Consider the following 20,507-nt stretch of genomic DNA (forward strand, 5'->3'; position numbering starts at 1 on the left):
GGCGGTTCCAACGGTGGCGGTAACGGCAACGGGAACAATGGCAACGCCAATGGTGCCGCAAATGGCGGTGCGAACGGCAATGGCGGTTCCAATGGGAACAATGGTAATGCCGCCGGGGCCAGCAATGGCGGCGGCAACGGGGCCGGCAACAACGGGAACGGCAATGGGAATGGCGGTTCCAATGGTGGCGGTAACGGCAATGGAAATAACGGCAATGCCAAGGGCGCCACGAATAGCGGTGGAAAGAATTGGGATTTCCCGATATTGCGAGCCGTTATCGAAGGTGTGGGCAACTATATTGAGAGCAAAAAGCAGGGTGGTGGTCAGGGGAACTAATTCCCGGGATCCGGATCGCGCTCCGATGGCGTGTTTGCCGCTTCGTGGTTAACAAAATCTACAACACTCCGCGATATGCCGGTTGAGTGGCATTATCGCGGAGTTTTTTTTGAAATCTGTCCTGTCCATATTTTCGCCGAAAAATATTCAGCGCCCGATTGCGGCCTGGATACTGGCACTGATGACGGCGACGGCGCTCGCTGTTTCCGGCATCGGCGGAAATGTCGAGCGGCAGTTGCGCGATATGCGGGCAGGCCTGATGGACCGACCGGCAACCGGTGATCTGGTCATCGTAGAGATTGACGCAAAGTCGATACAGGCGATGGAACGGTGGCCGTGGCCGCGGACAAACTATGCCCAAGTGGTGGATCGACTGTCCGCCGCCGGAATTTCCCAGATTGCCTTTGATGTTGACTTTTCCTCATCCTCGGTCCCGGCGCAGGATGCCATTTTCGCGGAGGCGCTGGCCCGATCTGATACGGCAATATTGTTGCCAACGTTCAAACAGGCCGCTTCCTCCACCTCGAGTGAATATCGCGAGAGCCTGCCCATTGAATCCCTGCGCGCACATGCTTTTCTCGCGTCCGTCAATGTGCATCCCGGCAGAAACGGGCAATTGAACGATTATAGCTACGGAACCATAACGGGCGGCGAAGTGCGTCCATCTCTGGCAAGCATGATTGCGGAATCGTCCGGCGCGATTGGCGAGAAATTCATGATCGATCAATCGATCAATCCCGCCACTATTCCCGCCCGCAGCTTTGTCGATATGCTCGATCACACGACGGATCTGAGTGAACTGCGCGGCAAAAAGGTTCTGATCGGGGCCACGGCAATCGAACTGGGCGACCGCTATCCGATCAGTCGCTTTGGCGTGGTCCCCGGTGTGGTGATTCAGGCGCTGGCAGCGGAAACGCTGATGCAGCAGCGCAACATTCCCTATTACGGATTTATACCCGCGCTATTGGTGGCAGCACTGGTGATTCTTGCCGTAACCGGGAATCATTTTTCAACATCCCAGCGCAACATTGCCACCCTGGCAACAGGTTTCGCGCTTTTTGGGGCATTGCTGGCATCCGAATTTCTCGGATGGATCACATGGTCGAATTTCCCAGCATTCCTTTTCCTCGGGATATTCCTCCTCAGCAGCCAGCTGTTCAGCCTGAACATCGATCTCGATCAGAGCCGGTTTGTCGACCGGGTCAGCTTCCTGCCCAATGAAGCCGCGATGCGCAAAGAGATGCCGGAAGGCGAACGGAATCTGGTGGCGGTGGCCAGATTGCTGGACCTTCGGGAACTGCTGGCTGTGACAACCGATCATTCGCGCCAGTCATTATTTTCCAGTTTGGCCGATCGATTGCGCTTTCTCGCCAGAGATGAGCAAATCTACCATGTCGATAGCGATATTATCGCCTGGATCGTGAAGCAGGATTATGTGGAGGACGTTGCTGGGCATTTTGACACCGCCACCGCTCTGTTCCAGGCGCCTGTAAAAGCAGGAGATGCGAATATCCGGCTTAGCGCGACATTTGGCGTGAGTGAAGGATCCATCGATCAGGCAAAGGTGGCAGCGGATCATGCGAAAGAGACCGGGCGTCGCTGGGCCTGGCATGATGCCGAAGTAGATACCGCGATCTCCCGGAAGCAAAATCTGCTCGCGGAACTCGATACGGCGCTTGAAAAGGGCCAAATCTGGACGGTTTATCAACCCAAATGGGACATTCCGCTGGACCGGTTGGACGGTGCCGAAGCGCTGGTGCGCTGGACCCATCCGGAACGTGGCAATATCAGCCCGGATATATTCATTCCCATATTGGAAAAAGCCGACCGGATCGCGGACCTCACCCTGTATGTACTCGACCGGGCGCTTCGGGATTTCTCGCGTTTCGACGCAGAGCGACCCGGCCTGGTCTGCTCGGTCAACATTTCCGCCCAGCTGCTGCACGATCCGGATTTTATCAACGACGCCATTGCCAGGGTCGGTCTGGCCAGTCTCGACAACAGTCAGGTCGTGTTCGAAGTGACGGAAACAGCGGCGCTGGAAGATATGGAGGCTTCTATTGCCGCGCTTGAAAAGATTCGCGCCGCCGGTATCCGGATTTCGATCGACGATTACGGCACCGGCCAGTCCACGATGAGCTATCTGCAAAAACTGCCCGTGGATGAAATCAAGATTGACCAGAGTTTCGTGCGGACATTGACTACAGACCGGGCGAACGCGCTGATGGTCAGGTCAACAGTAGAACTGGCGCATGGTCTCGGACTCAAGGTGGTGGCAGAAGGTATCGAAGATCGGGAATGCATGAACCAGTTGCGGGAATATGGCTGTGACGTGGGGCAGGGCTGGTTTGTTTCAAAGCCCGTCACCGCAGACAGCTTCAATTCCCGCTGGATCCAGGCCGAAGCCGGATTGACGGGAAAACGCGCCGCTTCCGGTTAAGCAGCGCATGTCTGACTAACCGGTTTCAGCTTAGGCTGGCCCCCAATGCTCTGGCCTGATCCAGCCACTTCTCTCGGCGTTCGGGAGTCGCAGTCTTGACCGATCCCATCTGTACAATTTTCCGGCTCTTGATCCCGCAAAATCCGTATACCTGATTTCGGATGATGTTGCGGGAGGGTTTGCGAAACATCAGCGTGTCATACCAGGGCGGTGTATCCGAAGTTATGATGGCATCCCCGGTTTTTCCCTTGAGCAGCTTGTCCCAGCCAAGACCGCTGTCATGATATTTGAATGCGAATCCGGGTAGCAATGCGCGGTCCAGCACGGCCTTGCCACGCGCCGGCATTGCCGCCCACCAATAGGGGAAGACAAATAACAAATGATCGGCTCCGGAGATATTGTCCTGCCAGGCGAGGAGGTCAGGTTCCAGCTCATTCTGGCCGGCACGATAACCTTCAAATGCCGTCGAAAACTGCATGTTTGACAGGTCCTGTCGACTGATCCCGACCCCTGCGGTTCGTGCACCATCCTCATAGGCATCAGCCAGTGCCTTGCAAAAGGATTCCTTTCGCGGATGGGCAACCCAGATAAACAAATTTGTCATGCTCCAGGCTCCTTCATTTTCCGCGCAATTTTTTTTTGGACGACCGAATCATGATGCAAAGACACAAACCTTTGCATCAGCCTGATCATTTGTCGAGCAGGTCAACAGGCACTTGGCCCAGAGTGATATGCTTCGGACCGCGACCTGTGGGCACACGCGCGATTTCCGTTTGGCTGTCACGGGAGACGAAAGACACATCATCGCTGCGGGTATTGGCAAGCAGGCAGAGCGATCCGTCTGCAGAAAAGACCGACCAGCTGGGCGCATTGCCAACGTCGATGACGGCTTGCAGGGACAGGCTGCCGGCGTCGACAAAAGCGGCATAGTCGGAGGCCCGGCCGGCAATGCACAAACTGTTCTCGTCCGGAGACAGTGCCAGACCGTGATGCGGGGCTTCAAAGTCCCAATCCTCTTCGGAAACGCCTTCCTTCACTGGCAAGTCCAGACGATCGACCGGTGTGTCGCTTTGCAGATCGTGGGCGACAAGAGAATGGGTGTTGGAAAGTTGCGCAAAAAGCCGGCGTCTTGACCCGGATATCTGAAAAGGGCGGATCCCGGCATCAAAGCGGTATTCCCGGAGGATGGAGAGAGAATTCGCATCCACCTCCGTGATGCGGTACGCATCGCCATCGGGATTGCGATCGCGGACATCGACCTCCATATCGCCAAGACTGGCGGCATAGGCCTTGCTGCCATCACTGCTGACATGCACGTCATGGGGCCAGTCGCCGGTTTGAAAATGCCCGAGTTTGTCCCCTGTTCTGGTGTCGAGAACCTCCACAATATTCCCCCCGCGGATGACTGCAGACACAAATAGTCGCGTTCCGTCCGGTGTGATATCCATATGGTCCGAGCGAAGTCCTGCAATCGGGGTTCGCCAGATTATATCATGACTTTTCAGATCAATAGCGACGACATCTGCGAGAAAACCCCGGGAGACGAAAAGCACCCGCCCATCCCGGGACAGATCCGTATCCTGGGCATAATTTTTCCCACCCCTTTCTTCGACGAGGGACTGTGCAAAATACTGGACCGGATCGCGAAAGAATCCGACTGTCTTGCCATCCGGCGTCACGTCGATCTCGTCGACGACCTGTCTGGTCGAGACATCCAGGATGCTGACCGTAGCGCCGACCGCATTGGCGACAAAGGCCACTTCACGGCTTTCTGCAGCAAGCGCGGTCGCGGATTCCATCGACCCGGTGCCAAAGGTTCTTTCCTGCCACATCCGGATGCCGGAAAAGGACAGGAGGCTCACAATTGCGATCAGCAGGAATGTCTTGATCTTCATCGTCTTTTTCCTCAGCGCGCCACCAGGCCTGATTGGACCCGATATAGCCGGAACCCGGCGGCAATCAAATTTCCTCCCAGGCAAATTTCCTCCCGGGCGAACTGTTCGCATTATTCCCTTCCAAGTCCCGGAACCGAAAGGCTATAGTCTGCAAGGACCAGACAAGAAGCCTGTTATATGACCGAGACCAAAGCCAAAACCAGATCGGGTGCGAAGCCGAAACCGAAGCCGAAACGCCGTTTTTCGCCGGAAGTCCGGAGATCAATGATCCTCGATGCGGCGGCCGAGATGGTTGAACGCGAGGGGATATGGCAGATCACCATGGAACGCGTGGCGAAACATGCGGATATCAGCAAATCCCTGATCTACAAATATTTCGATAATATCCACGAACTCCTGCGGGAGCTGCTGAAGCGCGAGCTGGCACATCTGCGACATACCCAGTTTGCCGCGGCGGAGGAGGCGGATACATTCGAAGAACTGGTGCGCGGGATCACCAAGACTTTTCTGCGTAACATTTCCGAGAAGGGACTTTTGATCGAGCAGCTGCAGGCCGATCCGGCGATTTCCCAAACGGACGACCCGACGGCCTTTGACCGCGATGTGGCGGTTGAATACCTGGCAGGGATCGTCAACCGGAACTTTGACATCCCGATGGAAACCGCGCGGGCGGTGACGGATATTTCCTTCGGGGTTCCGACCGCCGCCGGCTCCTACCTTTTGCGGAACGATGTGGACAAGGCAGAACTCGAAGATATCACGGTGTCCATGATCATCGGATCAATCAACGGGATCCGGGATGACTATATGATCCGCAAGCGCAAGCTGAAGCGCTGACATCCAGCGCGTCCAGTGGAAAGAAAAAGGCCCCGACCCTCTGGAGGGGGCCGGGACCGCGGGGAGAAATCACTAAACTTGGAAATCAGAAGCGGAACGTTGCTTCCACGCCATATGTGCGCGGCTCCAGAATGACCACTTCCCGGAAGCGGCCGACCAGACGGCCGGCTGGCAACACACGGGTGATATCGTCATTGTTGAACAGGTTCTTCACATAGCCGCGAAGTTCCCAGCTGCCCGAATCCGGCGCCAGCAGCAGTTTGATATCCGTCTGGCTATAGCCATCAAAAATATCGATCGGCTTGCTGAAGATCGAGCTTGCAAATTCGCTTTGCAGATAATGGTCGATCCGCGGTGTGATTGTCCAGTTTCCTGCCGGGATCTCATATTGGGCGCCAATGGCGATCTTGATGTCGGGCGAGAAGGGCAGGGCGTTTCCGTCCACGTCCTTCAATACGCCGGCTGCCGTGACCTCTGCCACGACCGTATTGGGGGCCGTGCCGAACGGATCCGTTTCGTCAATTGTCGCAAAGTCTTTCACCTGCGTGTTCAGGTAGGAGAAGCTGCCGTCAATCTGGAAGCGGCTACTGGGCCGGGCAGCGAACTCGGCTTCGACACCCCAGACCGTGGCATCGGTATTGATCGTCAATGCTGCGGTTGCGGTTGTCTGGCCGATTTGCAGATCCTTGTAGTCATAATAGAAAGTGGAAAGACTGCCGGTGAACGCACCATCAACCGACGAGCCTTTCAATCCGACTTCGATCGCATTGAGGAATTCCGGATCAAAGCCCTGCGTTTCCACTCCGACTTCACCCGGATTGATGCCGCCGGCCTTGTAGCCGCGGGAGGCGCTAATGTAGCCGAGCAGATCCGGAGTGATCTTGTGATCAAGGACAATTCGTCCGGTAAATACGCCCTTGGAGAATTCTCCAAATGTGAAATCGGGCGGGCTGAGATCGGGTTGCGGATTGAAGAAGATCTGCCGGGTCATGATGGTCTTGTCATCATGCGAATAGCGCAGTCCACCAGTGAGCCGGGTGTCTTCTGACAGATCGAAATAGACTTCACCGAAGATACCGAAACTCTTCGTCCGGACCGGATTGGACTCGGTGACAACGGAATCAAATGTATCGGGCAGCCCAAGTTGCTGTTGCCGGGCGGCGATCGTCACATGGGTGAAGTTGGCCGAGCCTGAGCTGCGACGGTTATAATAATTTCCGCCGAGGATAAAATTGAGCGGCCCTTCGAAATCGGATGCCAGCCGGAGTTCCTGGTAATATTCCCGGGCTTCACTCAGGTCGCGTCGTCCGGCGAGGATCATGTCTGTCGTGATCGGATTGCCGTTGGCGAAGAAATCAAAGGTGATTGGTGCGGTAAGGCCCTGAGAAGGGACCACCCGGTCAAAGTCCTTGAACAGCTCGCGTTCGATTTCCTGATAGCCGGAAAGCGAAGTCAGTGTCAGGCCACCGAAATCATGGGTGATCTCCAGTGAAGCGCTCCATTCCTCGACAAAATAGGTGGGATCAACATCTTCGTTGATCAGTCGTGTATCGGCCGGATTGAAGCTGTTGGCATTGAAATCGACGGCGGCCGGTCCAAATCCGGTCGCGATGATTCCAGTCACCGCGCCCAGTGTGTTGTAAAGCGTGTTGCGCGAATCCGGTGTTTCGAAACCCACACTGAGCGGCGAACAGCCGAGTGTCACGTCTTTGGCGCAAAGAACCTTGGTGCGGGCGAGGCGGCGGTCATCCTCCCGAAAATAGGAAATGACGAGATCAGCCCGGGTGTCACCAAATTCCAGTTTTGTGCTGCTGCGCAGTCCGAACATCTCCCGGTCATCGACGTCATTGCCGGTGAACAGGTTGGTCGCATAACCATCGCGATCGAGGAAGAATCCCGCCACACGGGTCGAAAGTCCGTCGGTGATGGGCAGATTGATGGCACCGCGCAACTTGACCGAATTGTAGTTGCCATAACCGGCTGTGACATAGCCTTCAAAATCGTCGGTGGCTTTCTGGGTTATAACATTTAGCACACCGGCCGTTGTGTTGCGGCCGTACAAAGTGCCCTGCGGGCCGCGCAGGACTTCAATCCGCTCGATGTCGTAATATTCCGCTTCGGTCGCCGCCGATCCCAGATACACTCCGTTCACATGATAGCCGAGGCCGGATTCCGAAGTGGCCGAAATGGCCAAATTCCCGACACCACGCAAAGAAGCGCCGAAAATGTCAACGGTTAGGTTCGGAACCGAAAAACTGAGATCGACGGCGTCGTCAATGACCTTGTCGTCAATGGTGCCACTGTCAAAAGCCGAAATCGCGAGCGGAACATTCTGAATATCCTGAGATTTCTTCTGGGCCGTGACGATGATGATATTCTCGTCGGCGGCTTCTTCCGAGATATCCTGCGCCCAGGCAGTATGGCTCAGGCCTGCCAGGACCAGTGCGCCCACTGATACGGCTGTCCGAATCCTTGATAACGCATGATTCGGCGTAAATGATTGAACGTTCTGCATAAAATCCTCCCTGCAACTCCATTATTAAGTAGACAAACAGTCTATTAAGAGGTTCTATATATCGAACAAAGCGATTTTCATAGTCATTTAATTGACTAAACGTACATTAAGTGCTTAGAGAGGGTATTAGGATTCGCATCCACTGCAGCGTTGAAGTACGTGCCTGACTTCACAACTTGCGTTTCCCGGTTCAGGCATCGAATGATGAAGATGAAAAGGGAGATGGCATATGCTGAGGGTCGCAACCATTTTGGGTATGACCGCGCTGTTAAGCGCCTGTGGCGGCACCCCGCCAAACGCCAAGATACCAACCGACAGCGTGATCAAGGGCGTGAACTATATTGGTGCAACGGTCAGCGATCTGGATCGGACAGCCGGCCTGTATGACGCATCGGTTGAGCTGCAAACGGTCGACGACGCCGGGATTTCCGAAAGCGCCCAGTTTGATACTCTCGCCGGCCGAACCGGCGTAGCGGCGCAAACCCGGCTGATGCGCAGCGTCAATGCCCAGGTGCGTTTCATGTCCTTCGCCAATCCCTCGGCCGAAGCACAGGCCACCTCTCCCATGGATGTTCAGGGCCCAGGCATAGCGCATGTCTGCTATCAGGTGGATGAGAAGACGCAGGCCTATCAAAAATTTCTGGCCGGAGGCGCGAAGCATATCGGTGACCGGGAAATGGTTCAGATTAACCCCCAAAACCCCGTCTACTATGCCTATGCCCGTGATTTTGACGGCCTCATATCCGAAATCGAGCATGTGGATATCAGTGCGCTGGAACTACCAGAGCCACCAAAACACCAGTACCGGATCCGGCATGTGTCTCTGGCAACCTCCGACATTGACCGGATTGTCGATTTCTATGCGAAGTTTCTGAACCAGCCCGAACCCCGCAGGGTCGGAACCTTGTTTGCGGTGAAGAGCGAAAATATCGACAAGGTCTCCGGGCTGGCGGGGAGCGAGGTTGAGATGGCCTGGTTTCAAGTTCGCAATCTTGAACTGGAGATTTTCCAGTATCACAGTCATCCCACCAAAGACCGCGACGAGCCGCGCCCGATAGATGCGCCGGGCTATAACATGATCGTTTTTGATGTCAGCGATATGGAAGCGGCAAGAAAGCGGCTGGTCGATGCCGGCGGGACGGTGGTCACCGAATCCGGTCCGCTGGACGGTGGGCAGATCATGTATGGCCGTGATCCGGACGGCAACCTGATCGGTTTGCAGACTGTTGCGACAGACTCAGTTTATTCTTCCCGAAATTTCAAAGACAACGGAACCTAGGAGCCTGCATGTTTGATTTAACTGGTGATGTTGCCGTTGTGACTGGCGGCAATGGTGGTCTCGGGCTGGCTTTTTGTCGCGGTCTTGTGAAGCAGGGATCCAGAGTTGCGATCTGGGGACGGAACGCCGACAAGAATGCGGTCGCGGTCGAGGAATTGCGGGCGATGGGTGGCGACGTGACGGCCTTTGCCTGCGACGTCACCGACGAGGAGCAGATCGCGACGGCCTTTTCCGGCACGCTGGAGCGATTTGGGAAGGTCGACAGCTGCTTTGCCAATGCCGGGGGTGGCGGATTTCGCGGCATGTCCCACATGACCGAGCGGCAGACGTGGCTCGATACGATCGATTTAAACCTGATGAGCGTTGTGCAGACATGGTCGCCGATCACGCAACATTTGCTGGAGCGGGGAGCACCCGGGCGGCTTGTTGTGACGTCATCGGTCGCGGGCATTGTCGGCATGGCCGGCGCGGCGGGCTACTCGACCACCAAGGCCGCCGTGCTGGGGCTGGTCAGGGCACTGGCCGTGGAACTGGGACAAGCCGGGATCCGGGTCAACGCCATTTTGCCCGGCTATATAGAAACGGAAATGTCGCTTGATACGCCGCAGGCGTTCAAGGACGGGGCAAGGCGTCGGGCGGCAATTGGCCGGAATGGCAGGCTGGAAGACATGGAAGGTATCGCCGCTTTCCTCGCCTCGCGGGAAAGCGATTTCATGACCGGCCAGGCCGTTATTCTGGACGGTGGCCATTCGATTTTCCCGCTATAAGTCATATCACGCAAGGCCATTTCGGCCGGGACAGGAAAGACAAAATGAACATCTCCAAGATCATGCACTGGATTTTCGTCATCCTGTTGTGGGTGATTGGTTTGTTGTTGACGATACCGGGTGGCTTTCTCGTCTATCTCGGGGGAAGTCCCTATTATCTGCTCGCCGGCATCGCCACCCTGGCCGTTGCCTTTCTGGTGACGCGTCGAAATGCGAAAGCCCCAAAAGTCTATGCCGGCATATTGCTGGCCACGCTGATCTGGTCCCTGTTTGAGGCCGAGCTGCATTTTCTGGGTCTGCTTCCGCGGCTGGCGGCCTGGCTTGGTCTGGGGCTGTGGTTTCTGACGCCGCTGTACCGCAACTCCTTCCGACGCGAGCCGGACAGTGAAGAACCGGCATTGCCTTCCCGCTGGTGGGTGGGGGCGCCGTCTCTGGCAGCTGTCGTCGCCCTTATCGTCGCATCCATGCAGGGCTATGTGCAAAATGGCACCGGAACGGAGAGTGCCCTGGCGGCGGGTGAAGCCGCCACCGACTGGCGGCACTATGGCAATGACGAAGGAGGCACCCGTTTTGCACAGCTGACGGATATCAATGTGGACACGGTTGGCGGATTGCAAGAGGTCTGGCGGTACCGGACCGGTATAGAGGAAGATTTCAAGGCGACACCGCTCAACGTCAACGGCATGCTTTACATTTGCGCGGCTCTCAATGTTGTCATCGCGATCGACGACACCAGCGGAGAAGAAGTCTGGCGCCATGATCCGGGTCTCGAGCCACCGGCGGCCCATCAATATGCCCGGACCTGCCGCGGAGTTGCTTATCATGAAGCACAAGAAGGCTATTCCGGGCAGTGCCCCAAAAGGGTGGTCACCGCCACCGTCGACGCCAGCATCATTGCCGTTGACGCAATGACCGGTGAGTTGTGCACCGATTTCGGAGAAAATGGTGCGGTCGATCTGCGCAGCGGGCTCGGGGCGCACGAACGGGACGAATATTATCTCACCTCGCCCCCGCTGGTCGCCGGAGACAATCTGGTCGTTGGCGGGCTTGTCCTCGACTCCCAGGATCTTGGCCTGCCGTCGGGCGTGGTGCGGGCCTTTGACGCCACCAGCGGTGACTTCGTCTGGGCCTGGGACATGGGCAATCCGGGGGACAATGGCGAGCCTGCGGAGGGCAAAACCTATACCCCGGGCACGCCGAATGTCTGGTCGATCATGAGTTATGATCCGGAACTGGACCTCATTTATGCACCGACCGGCAATGCGGCCCCGGACTATTTCGGAGGCGCACGCCGGGAATTTGATGATGAATGGTCTTCCGCTGTGGTTGCCATCAATGGCAAAACCGGGGCGCCGCGCTGGAAATACCAGACCGTGCACCATGATGTCTGGGACTATGACCTGCCGGCCCAGCCCGTGCTGGTGGATGTGACCCGCAATGGTGAAAGCGTTCCGTCAGTGGCCGTGCCAACCAAAATGGGTTCGATATTTCTGCTCGATCGCCGCGACGGATCTCCGGTACATCCGATTGAAGAGAAACCTGCGCCGCAGAATCCGGAGCCGGGGGAATATGTGTCACCGACGCAGCCATCCTCGCCGCTGCCCCATTTCCATCCTTACCGGCATGAAAAGGACATGTGGGGGTTGACGCCGATCGATCAGATGATCTGCCGGATCGAATATCGCACAATGCGGTATGAAGGCATGTTCACGCCGCCAACCATGCCGGGAGGCTTGAAGACGGGTACCATGCTGTACCCCGGCAATTTCGGAGGATTCAACTGGGGCAGTGTATCGGTAGATGCCGACAACGGCCTGTTGGTTGCAGCACCGATGATGCTGGCGCACAGGCTCATGCTTTTCACGCCCGAACAGGTTGCCGAAGCCGGTCCGCTTGGTGGCTTGCTGCTCGGCAAAAATCATCCCGCAGTCCGCATGGATCCTGAAGGTCCGATGCCAAAAATGGGAGAGCCGGATGCAGACAATCCCTATGACCATCGCCGGATTAAATATTATGGCGTGCCGGCGCCGTTCATGTCGCGACTGGGAACACAGGTGCCCTGTTTCGAGCCGCCCTGGTCGCGGATTGCGGTCATTGATCTGAACACCAAGGAACTGCTGTGGAGCCGTCCAGCCGGGGACATGAGTGACTCCGGACCGTTCAATCTCCGTTCCGGCATTCCTTATGACGTCGGCACGGCGATTCGCGCCGGAACGCTGACAACACGTGGCGGACTGACCTTCCTCAGTTCGACCATGGACAGCAAGGTCCGCGCTTTTGATGTACGTACCGGTGAAGAAAAATGGGCCGCAAGTTTGCCGGGCAATGGTCAGTCAACACCCATGTCCTACCGTTCCGGAAAGGATGGCAGGCAATATCTGATCGTTACCGTACCCAACCCCACCTGGCGCTATCCCAGAGATCCGGCCACCGGAGAATATATTGATTCGCAGGATGTGCGGGATGGCAAGGGCGGTTATGTCATCGCCTATGCGCTGGGAAACAACTGAGCAACCGGAGGTCGATAGCCACGCCTCTCTTTGGCGGCACTGAACTCACTGGATGGTTCGCCGCGGGCCGGGCTGCTGAACAGGGTCACCAACCACCAGCTTCGAGGAACCGGAGAAGATTGCCAGCTGGCACGGCATATCGGCAAAGCTGTAAATTGGAGCGCCCAAGCCTGTTTGACGGGAAAGCCGGCGATTCCATATGGTGCATATAATTGGTATGACAATAAATTGGCATTGGCATATATAAAAGGTTGACATATTGAAATTCACCCTGCATTTTTCCCGCGAGAAAATAAAGATCAGGGAGAACAGGGATGCTTCACGTTATGAGAGGCGCGCAATCGCGGCGCCGTTCGTCAATCACAAAATTTTTGATGGCAGGATGTGCAACCGCTGCGCTGGCCGTTCCGGCGCACGCACAGGAACAGGATCAGGCAGCCGGCGCAGAGGAAGGCGATGTCATCGTCGTCACCGGGATCCGGGGCACGATCCAGAATTCGATCGAGGAAAAGCGAATCGCCACCGAAGTTTTCGATGCGCTTTCGGCTGAGGAAATTGGCGACCTGCCAGCGCTTTCGATCGGTGAGGCACTGGAAACACTGACCGGTGCGGGATCGCATCGCGAGCAGGGTGGGGCGACGGAAATCTCCATCCGCGGTCTGGGACCGTTTCTGGGATCAACGGTGATCAACGGCCGGATCGCATCCAATGGCAGTGGTGATCGCTCGGTTAATTTCAGCCAGTTCCCGTCGGAACTGTTCAACAAGATCGGAATCTACAAAACCCAGGCGGCCAGCTATATCGAAGGCGGTGTGGCAGGTCAGATCGCTCTCGAAACGATCAGGCCGCTGGATTATGGAAAACGCCGGTTCCAGGGCGATTTCAAGCTGAATGCCAATCCCGATAATCTGGATATTGATTCGGATCAGCGGTTCCAGAAATACGGATATCGCGCCACGGTCAGTTATGTTGACCAGTTTGAACTGGGAAATGGTGGAGAACTGGGTATTTCGCTGGGTTATTCGCGCAATGAAACGACCAATCCCGAACAGGAAGCGAACGTTTCCAACACGATACGCGCCTGTGTGCTTGATCCGACAACCACCAGCGATGGCGTATTCGATGACGGAAACTGCGACACGAGCAGCGATACCATCGCAGGCTTGCGTGACGGTTCGATCACCAATGACTTCGTGATTGCGCGGAACAGCTATGCCTTTCGCTCGAACATTACCGACGATACGCGAGATTCCTTCTTTGGCGCGATTCAGTTCAAGCCCAGCCCCGATGTCGATATCAATGCCGATTTTCAATATTCCAAACGCCTGTTCCGCGAACAGCGCAGCGACTTGAACTTCGCGGAAGGACGCCGGATTGATGGTCCGGGTGATCCCAACCGTATCGATCTCGATCTGATTTTTACCGAGACCGGAGCGCTGCGACAGTTCACCAATGAACAGCGGATTGAAGCGGTCAGCGAATATCTGGAGCGGGATGAGGAATATTATGGCGGCGGATTGTCAATTGACGTCCAGGCCAGCGAACGGCTGAAACTCAGTTTTGATGCCTCTTATTCCCAGACACAGCGGATTGAGGAAGCCGTACAGATAAGATTCCGGACCGAGGATGACGAGGACATATTCGGCAACACCGGCGCCTGGACGCCCAGCCTGGAAAGCGACGGCAGTACGCAGGATGACCGCGTTGAGACGGCAGTATTAATCCGTCGTAACGGTTCGCAAGGCCTGAATTTTGTCGTTCAGGATTTTGATGTGAATAACTACGACCTGTTTGCTAACGATCCCAGATTGCGAGCCGATCTGGAACAGGATCGTTACAACAGTATCTGGGCGGTTCGTGGCGATGCCGAATATGAGATGGATGGTTTCTTTTCATCATTGCAGGCTGGCCTCCGGTTCCAGGAACTGGAATATCGGGACGTGCCGGGAGCGGCTAACGGGACGAGCCGGCTGCAGATCAATTATGATGATACAAGCACAACTGGCGCACTGGCTGTTGCCAATCAGGAGTGCAGGACGTCTTTTCCGGAAAGCGGTTTTCTTGGGTCGGTGTCAGGTGGGAACCCGTTGGTCACCAATGTCGATGCTGCAGGCAATGTTATAAGTACTACCAACACCTTTGCCACTTTTGACGCGCGCTGTATTGCTCAGGTGCTGGAGCGCGAGGATCCATCCGGGCTCCAGTTTGATTCTGATGGCAATGTCATCTTCCCGACGGGTGACTTTGACTCCATTCAAAACACGGATTTGAAAGAGAAAACCTGGGCCGGGTATGTTCAGGCCAATTTTGACAGCGAGTGGGGCAGTACGCCTGTTCGCGGCAATATTGGTGTGCGAGTGATCCATACAGATGTCGAGTCAATGGGGTTCCGTGGTACGCTTTCTGCATCGTTTAATGCGCAGGGCGAACTGGTCATTACTGAAGACACGGATTCTCTTGTCCCGGTAGTCGGCGGTATCTCTTACACCGAGTTCCTGCCAAGCTTGAATGTCGTTGCAGAATTCCAGCCAGATCTGCTCGGTCGGTTTGCTGTTTATCGGGCATTGTCCCGGCCTGATCCTTCGGATTTGAGCTTTGGCCGGACATTCACCGCACTGGCTGATGAGACCGTCACCAATATTGCAGATGCAATCGGGACGGCTAATGCCACTGGCAATCCCTTTATCGAACCATTGCTTTCCTGGAACGTCGATGCGGGTATCGAGTGGTACCCGAACGAAGATACGATCCTCGCCCTCAACGCTTATTACAAGAGCTTCAATGGCGGTTTTGAGACCGTCGGTCGAACCGAAATTTTTACAGTTGATGGGCAGGATCTTCCTACTGTGGTCAGGACTACCCAGACTAGTGACGAGACCAGCACCATTTATGGCGTCGAAATTACGGCGGCTCATCGTTTCAGTTACTTGCCAAAACCGCTTGATGGTTTGGGGTTCAAGCTTAGCTATAACTACGCCGATTCGAATTTTGAATTCGACGACGATACGCTTGGAACGATCACAGATTTTGTCGTAAATCCTGACGGTTCCACAACGCCGTTCACTCTCAACGGACTTATCCCGCCTTCAAACCTCTTCGGATTTTCGAAGCATGTTCTGGCGGCTCAGCTCTACTACGAGATCGGCGGATTCAGCGCGCAAGGCGTCTACAAATACCGGAGCAACTATTTCCAGCAATTCGTATCGACCCCGGGCCGCGTGCGCTATGTTGACGATGTGGGGGTATTCGAAGCGCGGATCTCTTATCAGCTTAACAAGAATGTGCGGTTCACACTGGAGGGTATCAATCTGTTCAATGAGCCACGCACCAATTTCCGCGGGGCTCCGGATGATTTCGGTGCCATCCAGGTGTACGGACCGCGCTATTTTGCCGGTGTCCGGTTCAAGTTCTAGTTCCAACAGGGGGCTGGTGCAGTGGTCCCCTGGACCGCTGCACCAGCATGTTTACAATTATTAGACCAAAGCGGTCGACAAATTACAGGGTTTTGCGTTAGTTACAGAAATCAACGGGTCGCAACTGCATGAAAGGGAGTTCGCTGGAATATGGCTGAGCAGAGGCTTTTTCACCGTATTGCCGAACAGATTGGTCAGTTGATCGATGAAGGCGTTTTTCCGCCCGGCACGCGTTTGCCTGGCGAACGAGAGCTGGCCGAAAGATTTGAAGTCAGTCGTGTAACCATTCGCGAAGCTGAAATCGCCTTGCAGGCCATCGGCCGTATCGAGATCAAGACTGGCTCCGGCGTCTATGTCAGCGAAGAGCAGCCCCATCATCCGGGACAGCTGCCCGAAGTCAGCGCATTTGAAGTCACCGAGGCGCGCTCGCTGATCGAGGCCGAGGCTGCGGCTCTGGCTGCCAAGATCATCTCCGATGAGAATCTCGAAAAACTCGATGAGCTGATCGAGACCATGGGTAAGAGCGACGAGGAAACATCGCTGGCCGCAGACCGCGAGTTTCATGCGACCATTGCCCGCTCTTCCGGCAACGGGGCGATGGTATATGCGATCGAGTCCCTCTGGCGGATGCGGGAAGAGCTCCCCGAAGTGAAACACAGCTATGATGCGGTGTGCGAGGAAGATGCCGCTGCACGGGCGAAAGAACATCAGGCCATTCTTGATGCACTGAAGGCCCGTAACCCGTCGGCCGCGCGCCGGGCAATGCGCGAGCATTTTCTCCGCCTGATCGGTTCGATGCTGGATGTCACCGAACAGGAAGCCATGCGCGAAGTTCAGCAACGCGCGATCGAAAGTCGCGAGCGCTTTCTCGACGTCGCCCGGATGGGCTAACCCACTCTTTCTGACGCGCCTTTTTGGAAGAATGTGGCGGTGGGATTCCGACAGCGGGAATGCTTGCGTCTGGCGCTGTCCGGAATCACCGGCCTTCACCGAACTCGAATTGGACTTTGGTTGTTACCCAAAAAGGCCAGAACAGGTTTCGGCTGAAACCAGAGGAGGCATGTCGATTGGAATATCTTATTGGTATGACAATAAAATCATTAAAGGTATGCTTTAAAGGTTGACTCTTTGGTTTGTTCTGTCCAGTAAATTGCACAATTATAAAAAATCTACTGGGGAGGAATCGATGAATCACGCCGGCATTTCCGCGCGCAAAAACTTTTCACAACTGAAGCTGTCTGCAGCCCTCATGGCGGGCACGGCGATGACCATGGTCGCTGCGCCTGTTCATGCGCAGGACGAGCAGGCGTCTGAAACGGCAGACGCGGAAGACAGCGTGATTGTCGTCACCGGCATTCGCAGTTCGCTCGCCAGTGCGCTGGAAGAGAAGCGATCCGCAGACAGTCTTGTGGAAATTATTCAGGCCGAGGATATCGGAAAACTGCCGGACCAAAATCTCGCTGAGGTTCTGGAAAACGTCACTGGTGTTCAGATCACCCGTCGAGGTGGTGTAGGTGTAGGTGTGCAAATTCGTGGCACCAGCGCAAACCGTACCGAGATCAATGGTGTCGGCACCATTGGATCGGGCACGGGAAATGACTTTACCGGCAATCCAGCTTCGGGCCGCGGTGGTATTAGCTTTGAGGATGTCAATGCAGCGATTATTGCTGCCGTTGAAGTTACCAAGTCGCCAACAGCGGACACTATCGAGGGTTCGGTAGGCGGTACCATCAATCTGCGCACAATTCGCCCACTTGACTTGACCGAACGTCTGACAACGATCCGGGCGCAAGGGGAGTATAGTGAGCTTTCCGACAGCATCAAACCCAGGATTGCAGGGAGCTTTGGGGATCGTTGGGATACTGGTGCGGGCGAAATAGGCATTGTGATTGCTGGTAGTTATACTCAGCAAGAAGCAACATCATTCCGTCCCCGCGTTGACCGCGATACCCTTATTGAGGTCGGCGAAAGCGTGCAGGCCGGAACTGGTGCTCCGGGCCCGGATTTTGACTATCTCGGAATTCAGTTTCTCAATCAGGAGCTCGAGAATTTTGAGTATGACACAATCAATATTGCTGGTTCGATTGAATGGGCTCCCAGTGACAATCTGAAACTCTTCTTCGATGGCTTCTACAACGACCAGGAGCGTCGTCAGGATAGTTCGCGTATCCAGGCTTCGGGTGTCAGTAGCTTGCGTGACCACAATGTTCCGGCAACTTTTGAGACGGTAAATTTTGGTTCGTTGGGCGGTGTGAACCTGGGCACAATCCAGGCGGCATTGACCGGCTTCATCGAGCCGGATATCGCCGATGATGATGATGATCCCAATCTGCGCTTCTCGAGCGATACGGGTGCCCGTCTTACTGAAAGCACTTTGTTCAGGATTGGTGGGGAATACGAAACCGGCCGACTTTCAGCTCGGGTAGAGGCGTCACGAACAAGTGCCAAAACCTCACAGCCGCAGCTTGATACTACGCTGAATTTCATCAACCCCAATCCGCTTGCGCTGGATCCGTTTCTGGCTGGAAACGGCAGTAACGATAATGCCGTCCCGTTCGTCTATGATTTGACTGGCGGTGCGCTAGCATTCGGCATCAACTTCGATTCACCCTTTGCGCCTACCGTTGCAGATCTGACTGATCTTAGCGGCGCGAATGTGGTGCTGGATGCGGTAACTGCCAGCAACAACAGGACGGAGAATGATGAAATAGCCGGGCGTATCGATCTTAGCTTGGATCTCGAAGATATTGGCGACTTTATCACCTCATTTGATTGGGGCTATCGCTACAACAGACTGGAATCTGACTTCACGCGACTTCGGTCAACCTTTAGCACCGGCAACCTGGATAACAGCCCGTTCGGTACCACATTCTCTGATCTTCTTGCTGTGGGACCAAATAACTTCGGAGACGCGGATGGCCGGACTTTGGCTATTCGGAATTTCATTACGATCAATCCCAACCTGGCATTTAATGACCGGCAGGGTACATTTAATGCGTTGCAGGCTGCGCTTGATGCGACCCCGGGTGGAATGGCTGCAATTGCCAACGGTGGCCGATTATTATCTGATCTAGACCCGAACGATGCCGGCAATGTTGCGGCTTCGTTCAGCATCAACGAAACAACGCATGCCGTTTACGGGCAGGCGAATTTTGACTTCGGCCAGGTTCGCGGAAATGTGGGCCTTCGTTATGTCAGCTCGAGGGTCAATTCGATTGGTAACCAGATTGCCAATGGCGTGGTTTCTCAGGTGACGACATCTGGCAATTACGACCAGATTCTGCCGCGTGTAAATCTCGTCGCAGACCTGACCGACAATCTGGCTTTGCGTGCCAGCTGGACCGAAGATATTAACCGTCCAAATTTCAACGCGCTGTCCACGTCGATCAGTTTTCCAACCGGTCCGAACAATGCTGTGGTGATCGGTAACCCCGATCTGCAACCAGAAACCGTCACCTCATTTGATGCTTCGCTGTCATGGTATTTTGCGCCATCGTCCGTAATCAGTGTCGGCTTCTTCCACAAAACACGCACAAATCTGTTCCAGACTCTGACGGAAGCAGCTGTCGAAGATGCCAACGGTTTCCGCGACATAACCGATCCTTGCGAAGGCGGAGGAATCTTTAATCCGGTACCTGATCGCAATGTCTTGTCCGATGTCCCCGGGAACGGACTATGTGTTCCAATTAACACAACCGTCAACGACCCTGGTGAAACCACTCAAACCGGTATTGAGATTGCATTCCAATATGATCTTTCTCAATTCGAGGATGCGCTGGGATTTGCATCCGGCTTCGGTGTGATTGCCAACTATACCTATCAGAAATTTGGCGGCGGTTTGATTCAGGACACATCTGATGCCGATAGCCGTGGTACGGAAATCCTGGAATCCAGCAGTGGTCTTGCCGGGCCCTTCACGGCAACACGCGGTCTGCTGGACTTTTCGCCGCATGCCTACAATGTGACGTTGTACTACGAGAAATATGGAATTTCGGCTCGTGCGCGTTACACATGGCGCGATGCATTCCGGACATTGGATACGGCTGCTGGTGCTTCGTTGGGCAGTACAATAGGATTTCCGATAGTTACGGAGGCCCGCGGGCAGCTGAACGCCAGCATCACGTACGATGTGACCGACTATTTGAACATCGGTGTGGAAGGCGTGAATCTGCTCAAGTCCGACATTACGCAATCATGCATCAATTCCGGTGCGTTGTTTTGTAACCAGGGTCTTCCGGATCGTCGGCTGACATTTGGTGCCACAATGAGCTTTTAGTTCGGGTCGCACTACCGAAAACCCGGTCCGTCCGCTTGTCATATTGCCTCAGGCACGAAGGGGCAGCGCAGGCAAAAAAATGGGCCGGGTGTGCTCGGAATGACAAATCAACAGTTTGGGATTTGTCATTCCGATTCCTGGGATGGCGCGGCACGGGTTATCCCGGCCGCGCCGATCTGGTCCCGGAAAACCTGCGTCTTAGGGTCACCCATAATTGGTATACTATTTTGGTAATATAA

At 55.2% G+C, this 20,507-nt stretch carries 12 protein-coding genes; 9 read left to right on the forward strand and 3 right to left on the reverse strand.

What is annotated here, in order from left to right; genetic code table 11:
• The coding region (locus tag BUQ90_RS17790; RefSeq protein WP_204244786.1) for a hypothetical protein at positions 1-336 on the forward strand (336 nt) is incomplete at its 5' end.
• A 109-nt stretch (positions 337-445) separates the two neighbouring features.
• Positions 446-2,776, forward strand: coding sequence for an EAL domain-containing protein (locus tag BUQ90_RS09570; RefSeq protein WP_143182823.1), 2,331 nt, complete (start codon positions 446-448; stop codon positions 2,774-2,776).
• A gap of 25 nt (positions 2,777-2,801) precedes the next feature.
• Here the strand turns inward: BUQ90_RS09570 and BUQ90_RS09575 are convergent, their stop codons facing one another.
• Both BUQ90_RS09575 and BUQ90_RS09580 read right to left on the reverse strand, forming a co-directional pair.
• Positions 2,802-3,380 (reverse strand): NAD(P)H-dependent oxidoreductase, encoded by a 579-nt coding sequence (locus tag BUQ90_RS09575; protein ID WP_074205024.1) that lies wholly within the window; start codon positions 3,378-3,380, stop codon positions 2,802-2,804.
• A gap of 85 nt (positions 3,381-3,465) precedes the next feature.
• Entirely contained in the window at positions 3,466-4,671 is a 1,206-nt protein-coding gene (locus BUQ90_RS09580; RefSeq protein ID WP_074205025.1) for a YncE family protein, read from the reverse strand.
• A 177-nt stretch (positions 4,672-4,848) separates the two neighbouring features.
• Here BUQ90_RS09580 and BUQ90_RS09585 point away from each other — a divergent pair, with 177 nt between their 5' ends.
• Entirely contained in the window at positions 4,849-5,508 is a 660-nt protein-coding gene (locus BUQ90_RS09585; protein WP_074205026.1) for a TetR/AcrR family transcriptional regulator, read from the forward strand.
• Between the two features lie 85 nt (positions 5,509-5,593).
• Here BUQ90_RS09585 and BUQ90_RS09590 read toward each other — a convergent pair whose 3' ends face one another.
• On the reverse strand, positions 5,594-7,960 hold the full coding sequence (locus BUQ90_RS09590; protein ID WP_074205027.1) for a TonB-dependent receptor: 2,367 nt from the start codon (positions 7,958-7,960) through the stop codon (positions 5,594-5,596).
• Between the two features lie 292 nt (positions 7,961-8,252).
• Between BUQ90_RS09590 and BUQ90_RS09595 the strand changes: the two genes are divergently transcribed.
• The 6 genes from BUQ90_RS09595 (at position 8,253) to BUQ90_RS09625 (ending at position 20,268) form a co-directional block, all read left to right on the forward strand.
• Entirely contained in the window at positions 8,253-9,302 is a 1,050-nt protein-coding gene (locus BUQ90_RS09595; protein WP_074205028.1) for a VOC family protein, read from the forward strand.
• An 8-nt stretch (positions 9,303-9,310) separates the two neighbouring features.
• Entirely contained in the window at positions 9,311-10,069 is a 759-nt protein-coding gene (locus tag BUQ90_RS09600) for an SDR family NAD(P)-dependent oxidoreductase (protein ID WP_074205029.1), read from the forward strand.
• Positions 10,070-10,113: 44 nt separating this feature from the next.
• On the forward strand, positions 10,114-12,579 hold the full coding sequence (locus tag BUQ90_RS09605) for an outer membrane protein assembly factor BamB family protein (protein ID WP_074205030.1): 2,466 nt from the start codon (positions 10,114-10,116) through the stop codon (positions 12,577-12,579).
• A 374-nt stretch (positions 12,580-12,953) separates the two neighbouring features.
• A complete protein-coding gene (locus tag BUQ90_RS09615; RefSeq protein WP_159437083.1) occupies positions 12,954-15,992 on the forward strand; it encodes a TonB-dependent receptor in 3,039 nt (1,012 codons plus the stop codon).
• A 150-nt stretch (positions 15,993-16,142) separates the two neighbouring features.
• Entirely contained in the window at positions 16,143-16,883 is a 741-nt protein-coding gene (locus BUQ90_RS09620; protein WP_074205033.1) for a FadR/GntR family transcriptional regulator, read from the forward strand.
• 295 nt (positions 16,884-17,178) lie between these two features.
• Entirely contained in the window at positions 17,179-20,268 is a 3,090-nt protein-coding gene (locus BUQ90_RS09625) for a TonB-dependent receptor (protein ID WP_074205034.1), read from the forward strand.
• The last annotated feature ends 239 nt before the right edge of the window (positions 20,269-20,507 follow it).

Source organism: Parasphingorhabdus marina DSM 22363 (genome assembly GCF_900128895.1).
Taxonomy (GTDB): Bacteria; Pseudomonadota; Alphaproteobacteria; order Sphingomonadales; family Sphingomonadaceae; genus Parasphingorhabdus; species Parasphingorhabdus marina.

Excerpts from the sequence above, each read along its gene's own strand:
- BUQ90_RS09575 (WP_074205024.1), bottom strand. The coding sequence starts at position 3,380 with ATGACAAATTTGTTTATCTGGGTTGCCCATCCGCGAAAGGAATCCTTT.
- BUQ90_RS09620 (WP_074205033.1), top strand. The coding sequence starts at position 16,143 with ATGGCTGAGCAGAGGCTTTTTCACCGTATTGCCGAACAGATTGGTCAG.
- BUQ90_RS09615 (WP_159437083.1), top strand. The coding sequence starts at position 12,954 with ATGGCAGGATGTGCAACCGCTGCGCTGGCCGTTCCGGCGCACGCACAG.
- BUQ90_RS09605 (WP_074205030.1), top strand. The coding sequence starts at position 10,114 with ATGAACATCTCCAAGATCATGCACTGGATTTTCGTCATCCTGTTGTGG.
- BUQ90_RS09600 (WP_074205029.1), top strand. The coding sequence starts at position 9,311 with ATGTTTGATTTAACTGGTGATGTTGCCGTTGTGACTGGCGGCAATGGT.
- BUQ90_RS09580 (WP_074205025.1), bottom strand. The coding sequence starts at position 4,671 with ATGAAGATCAAGACATTCCTGCTGATCGCAATTGTGAGCCTCCTGTCC.
- BUQ90_RS09625 (WP_074205034.1), top strand. The coding sequence starts at position 17,179 with ATGAATCACGCCGGCATTTCCGCGCGCAAAAACTTTTCACAACTGAAG.
- BUQ90_RS09595 (WP_074205028.1), top strand. The coding sequence starts at position 8,253 with ATGCTGAGGGTCGCAACCATTTTGGGTATGACCGCGCTGTTAAGCGCC.
- BUQ90_RS09585 (WP_074205026.1), top strand. The coding sequence starts at position 4,849 with ATGACCGAGACCAAAGCCAAAACCAGATCGGGTGCGAAGCCGAAACCG.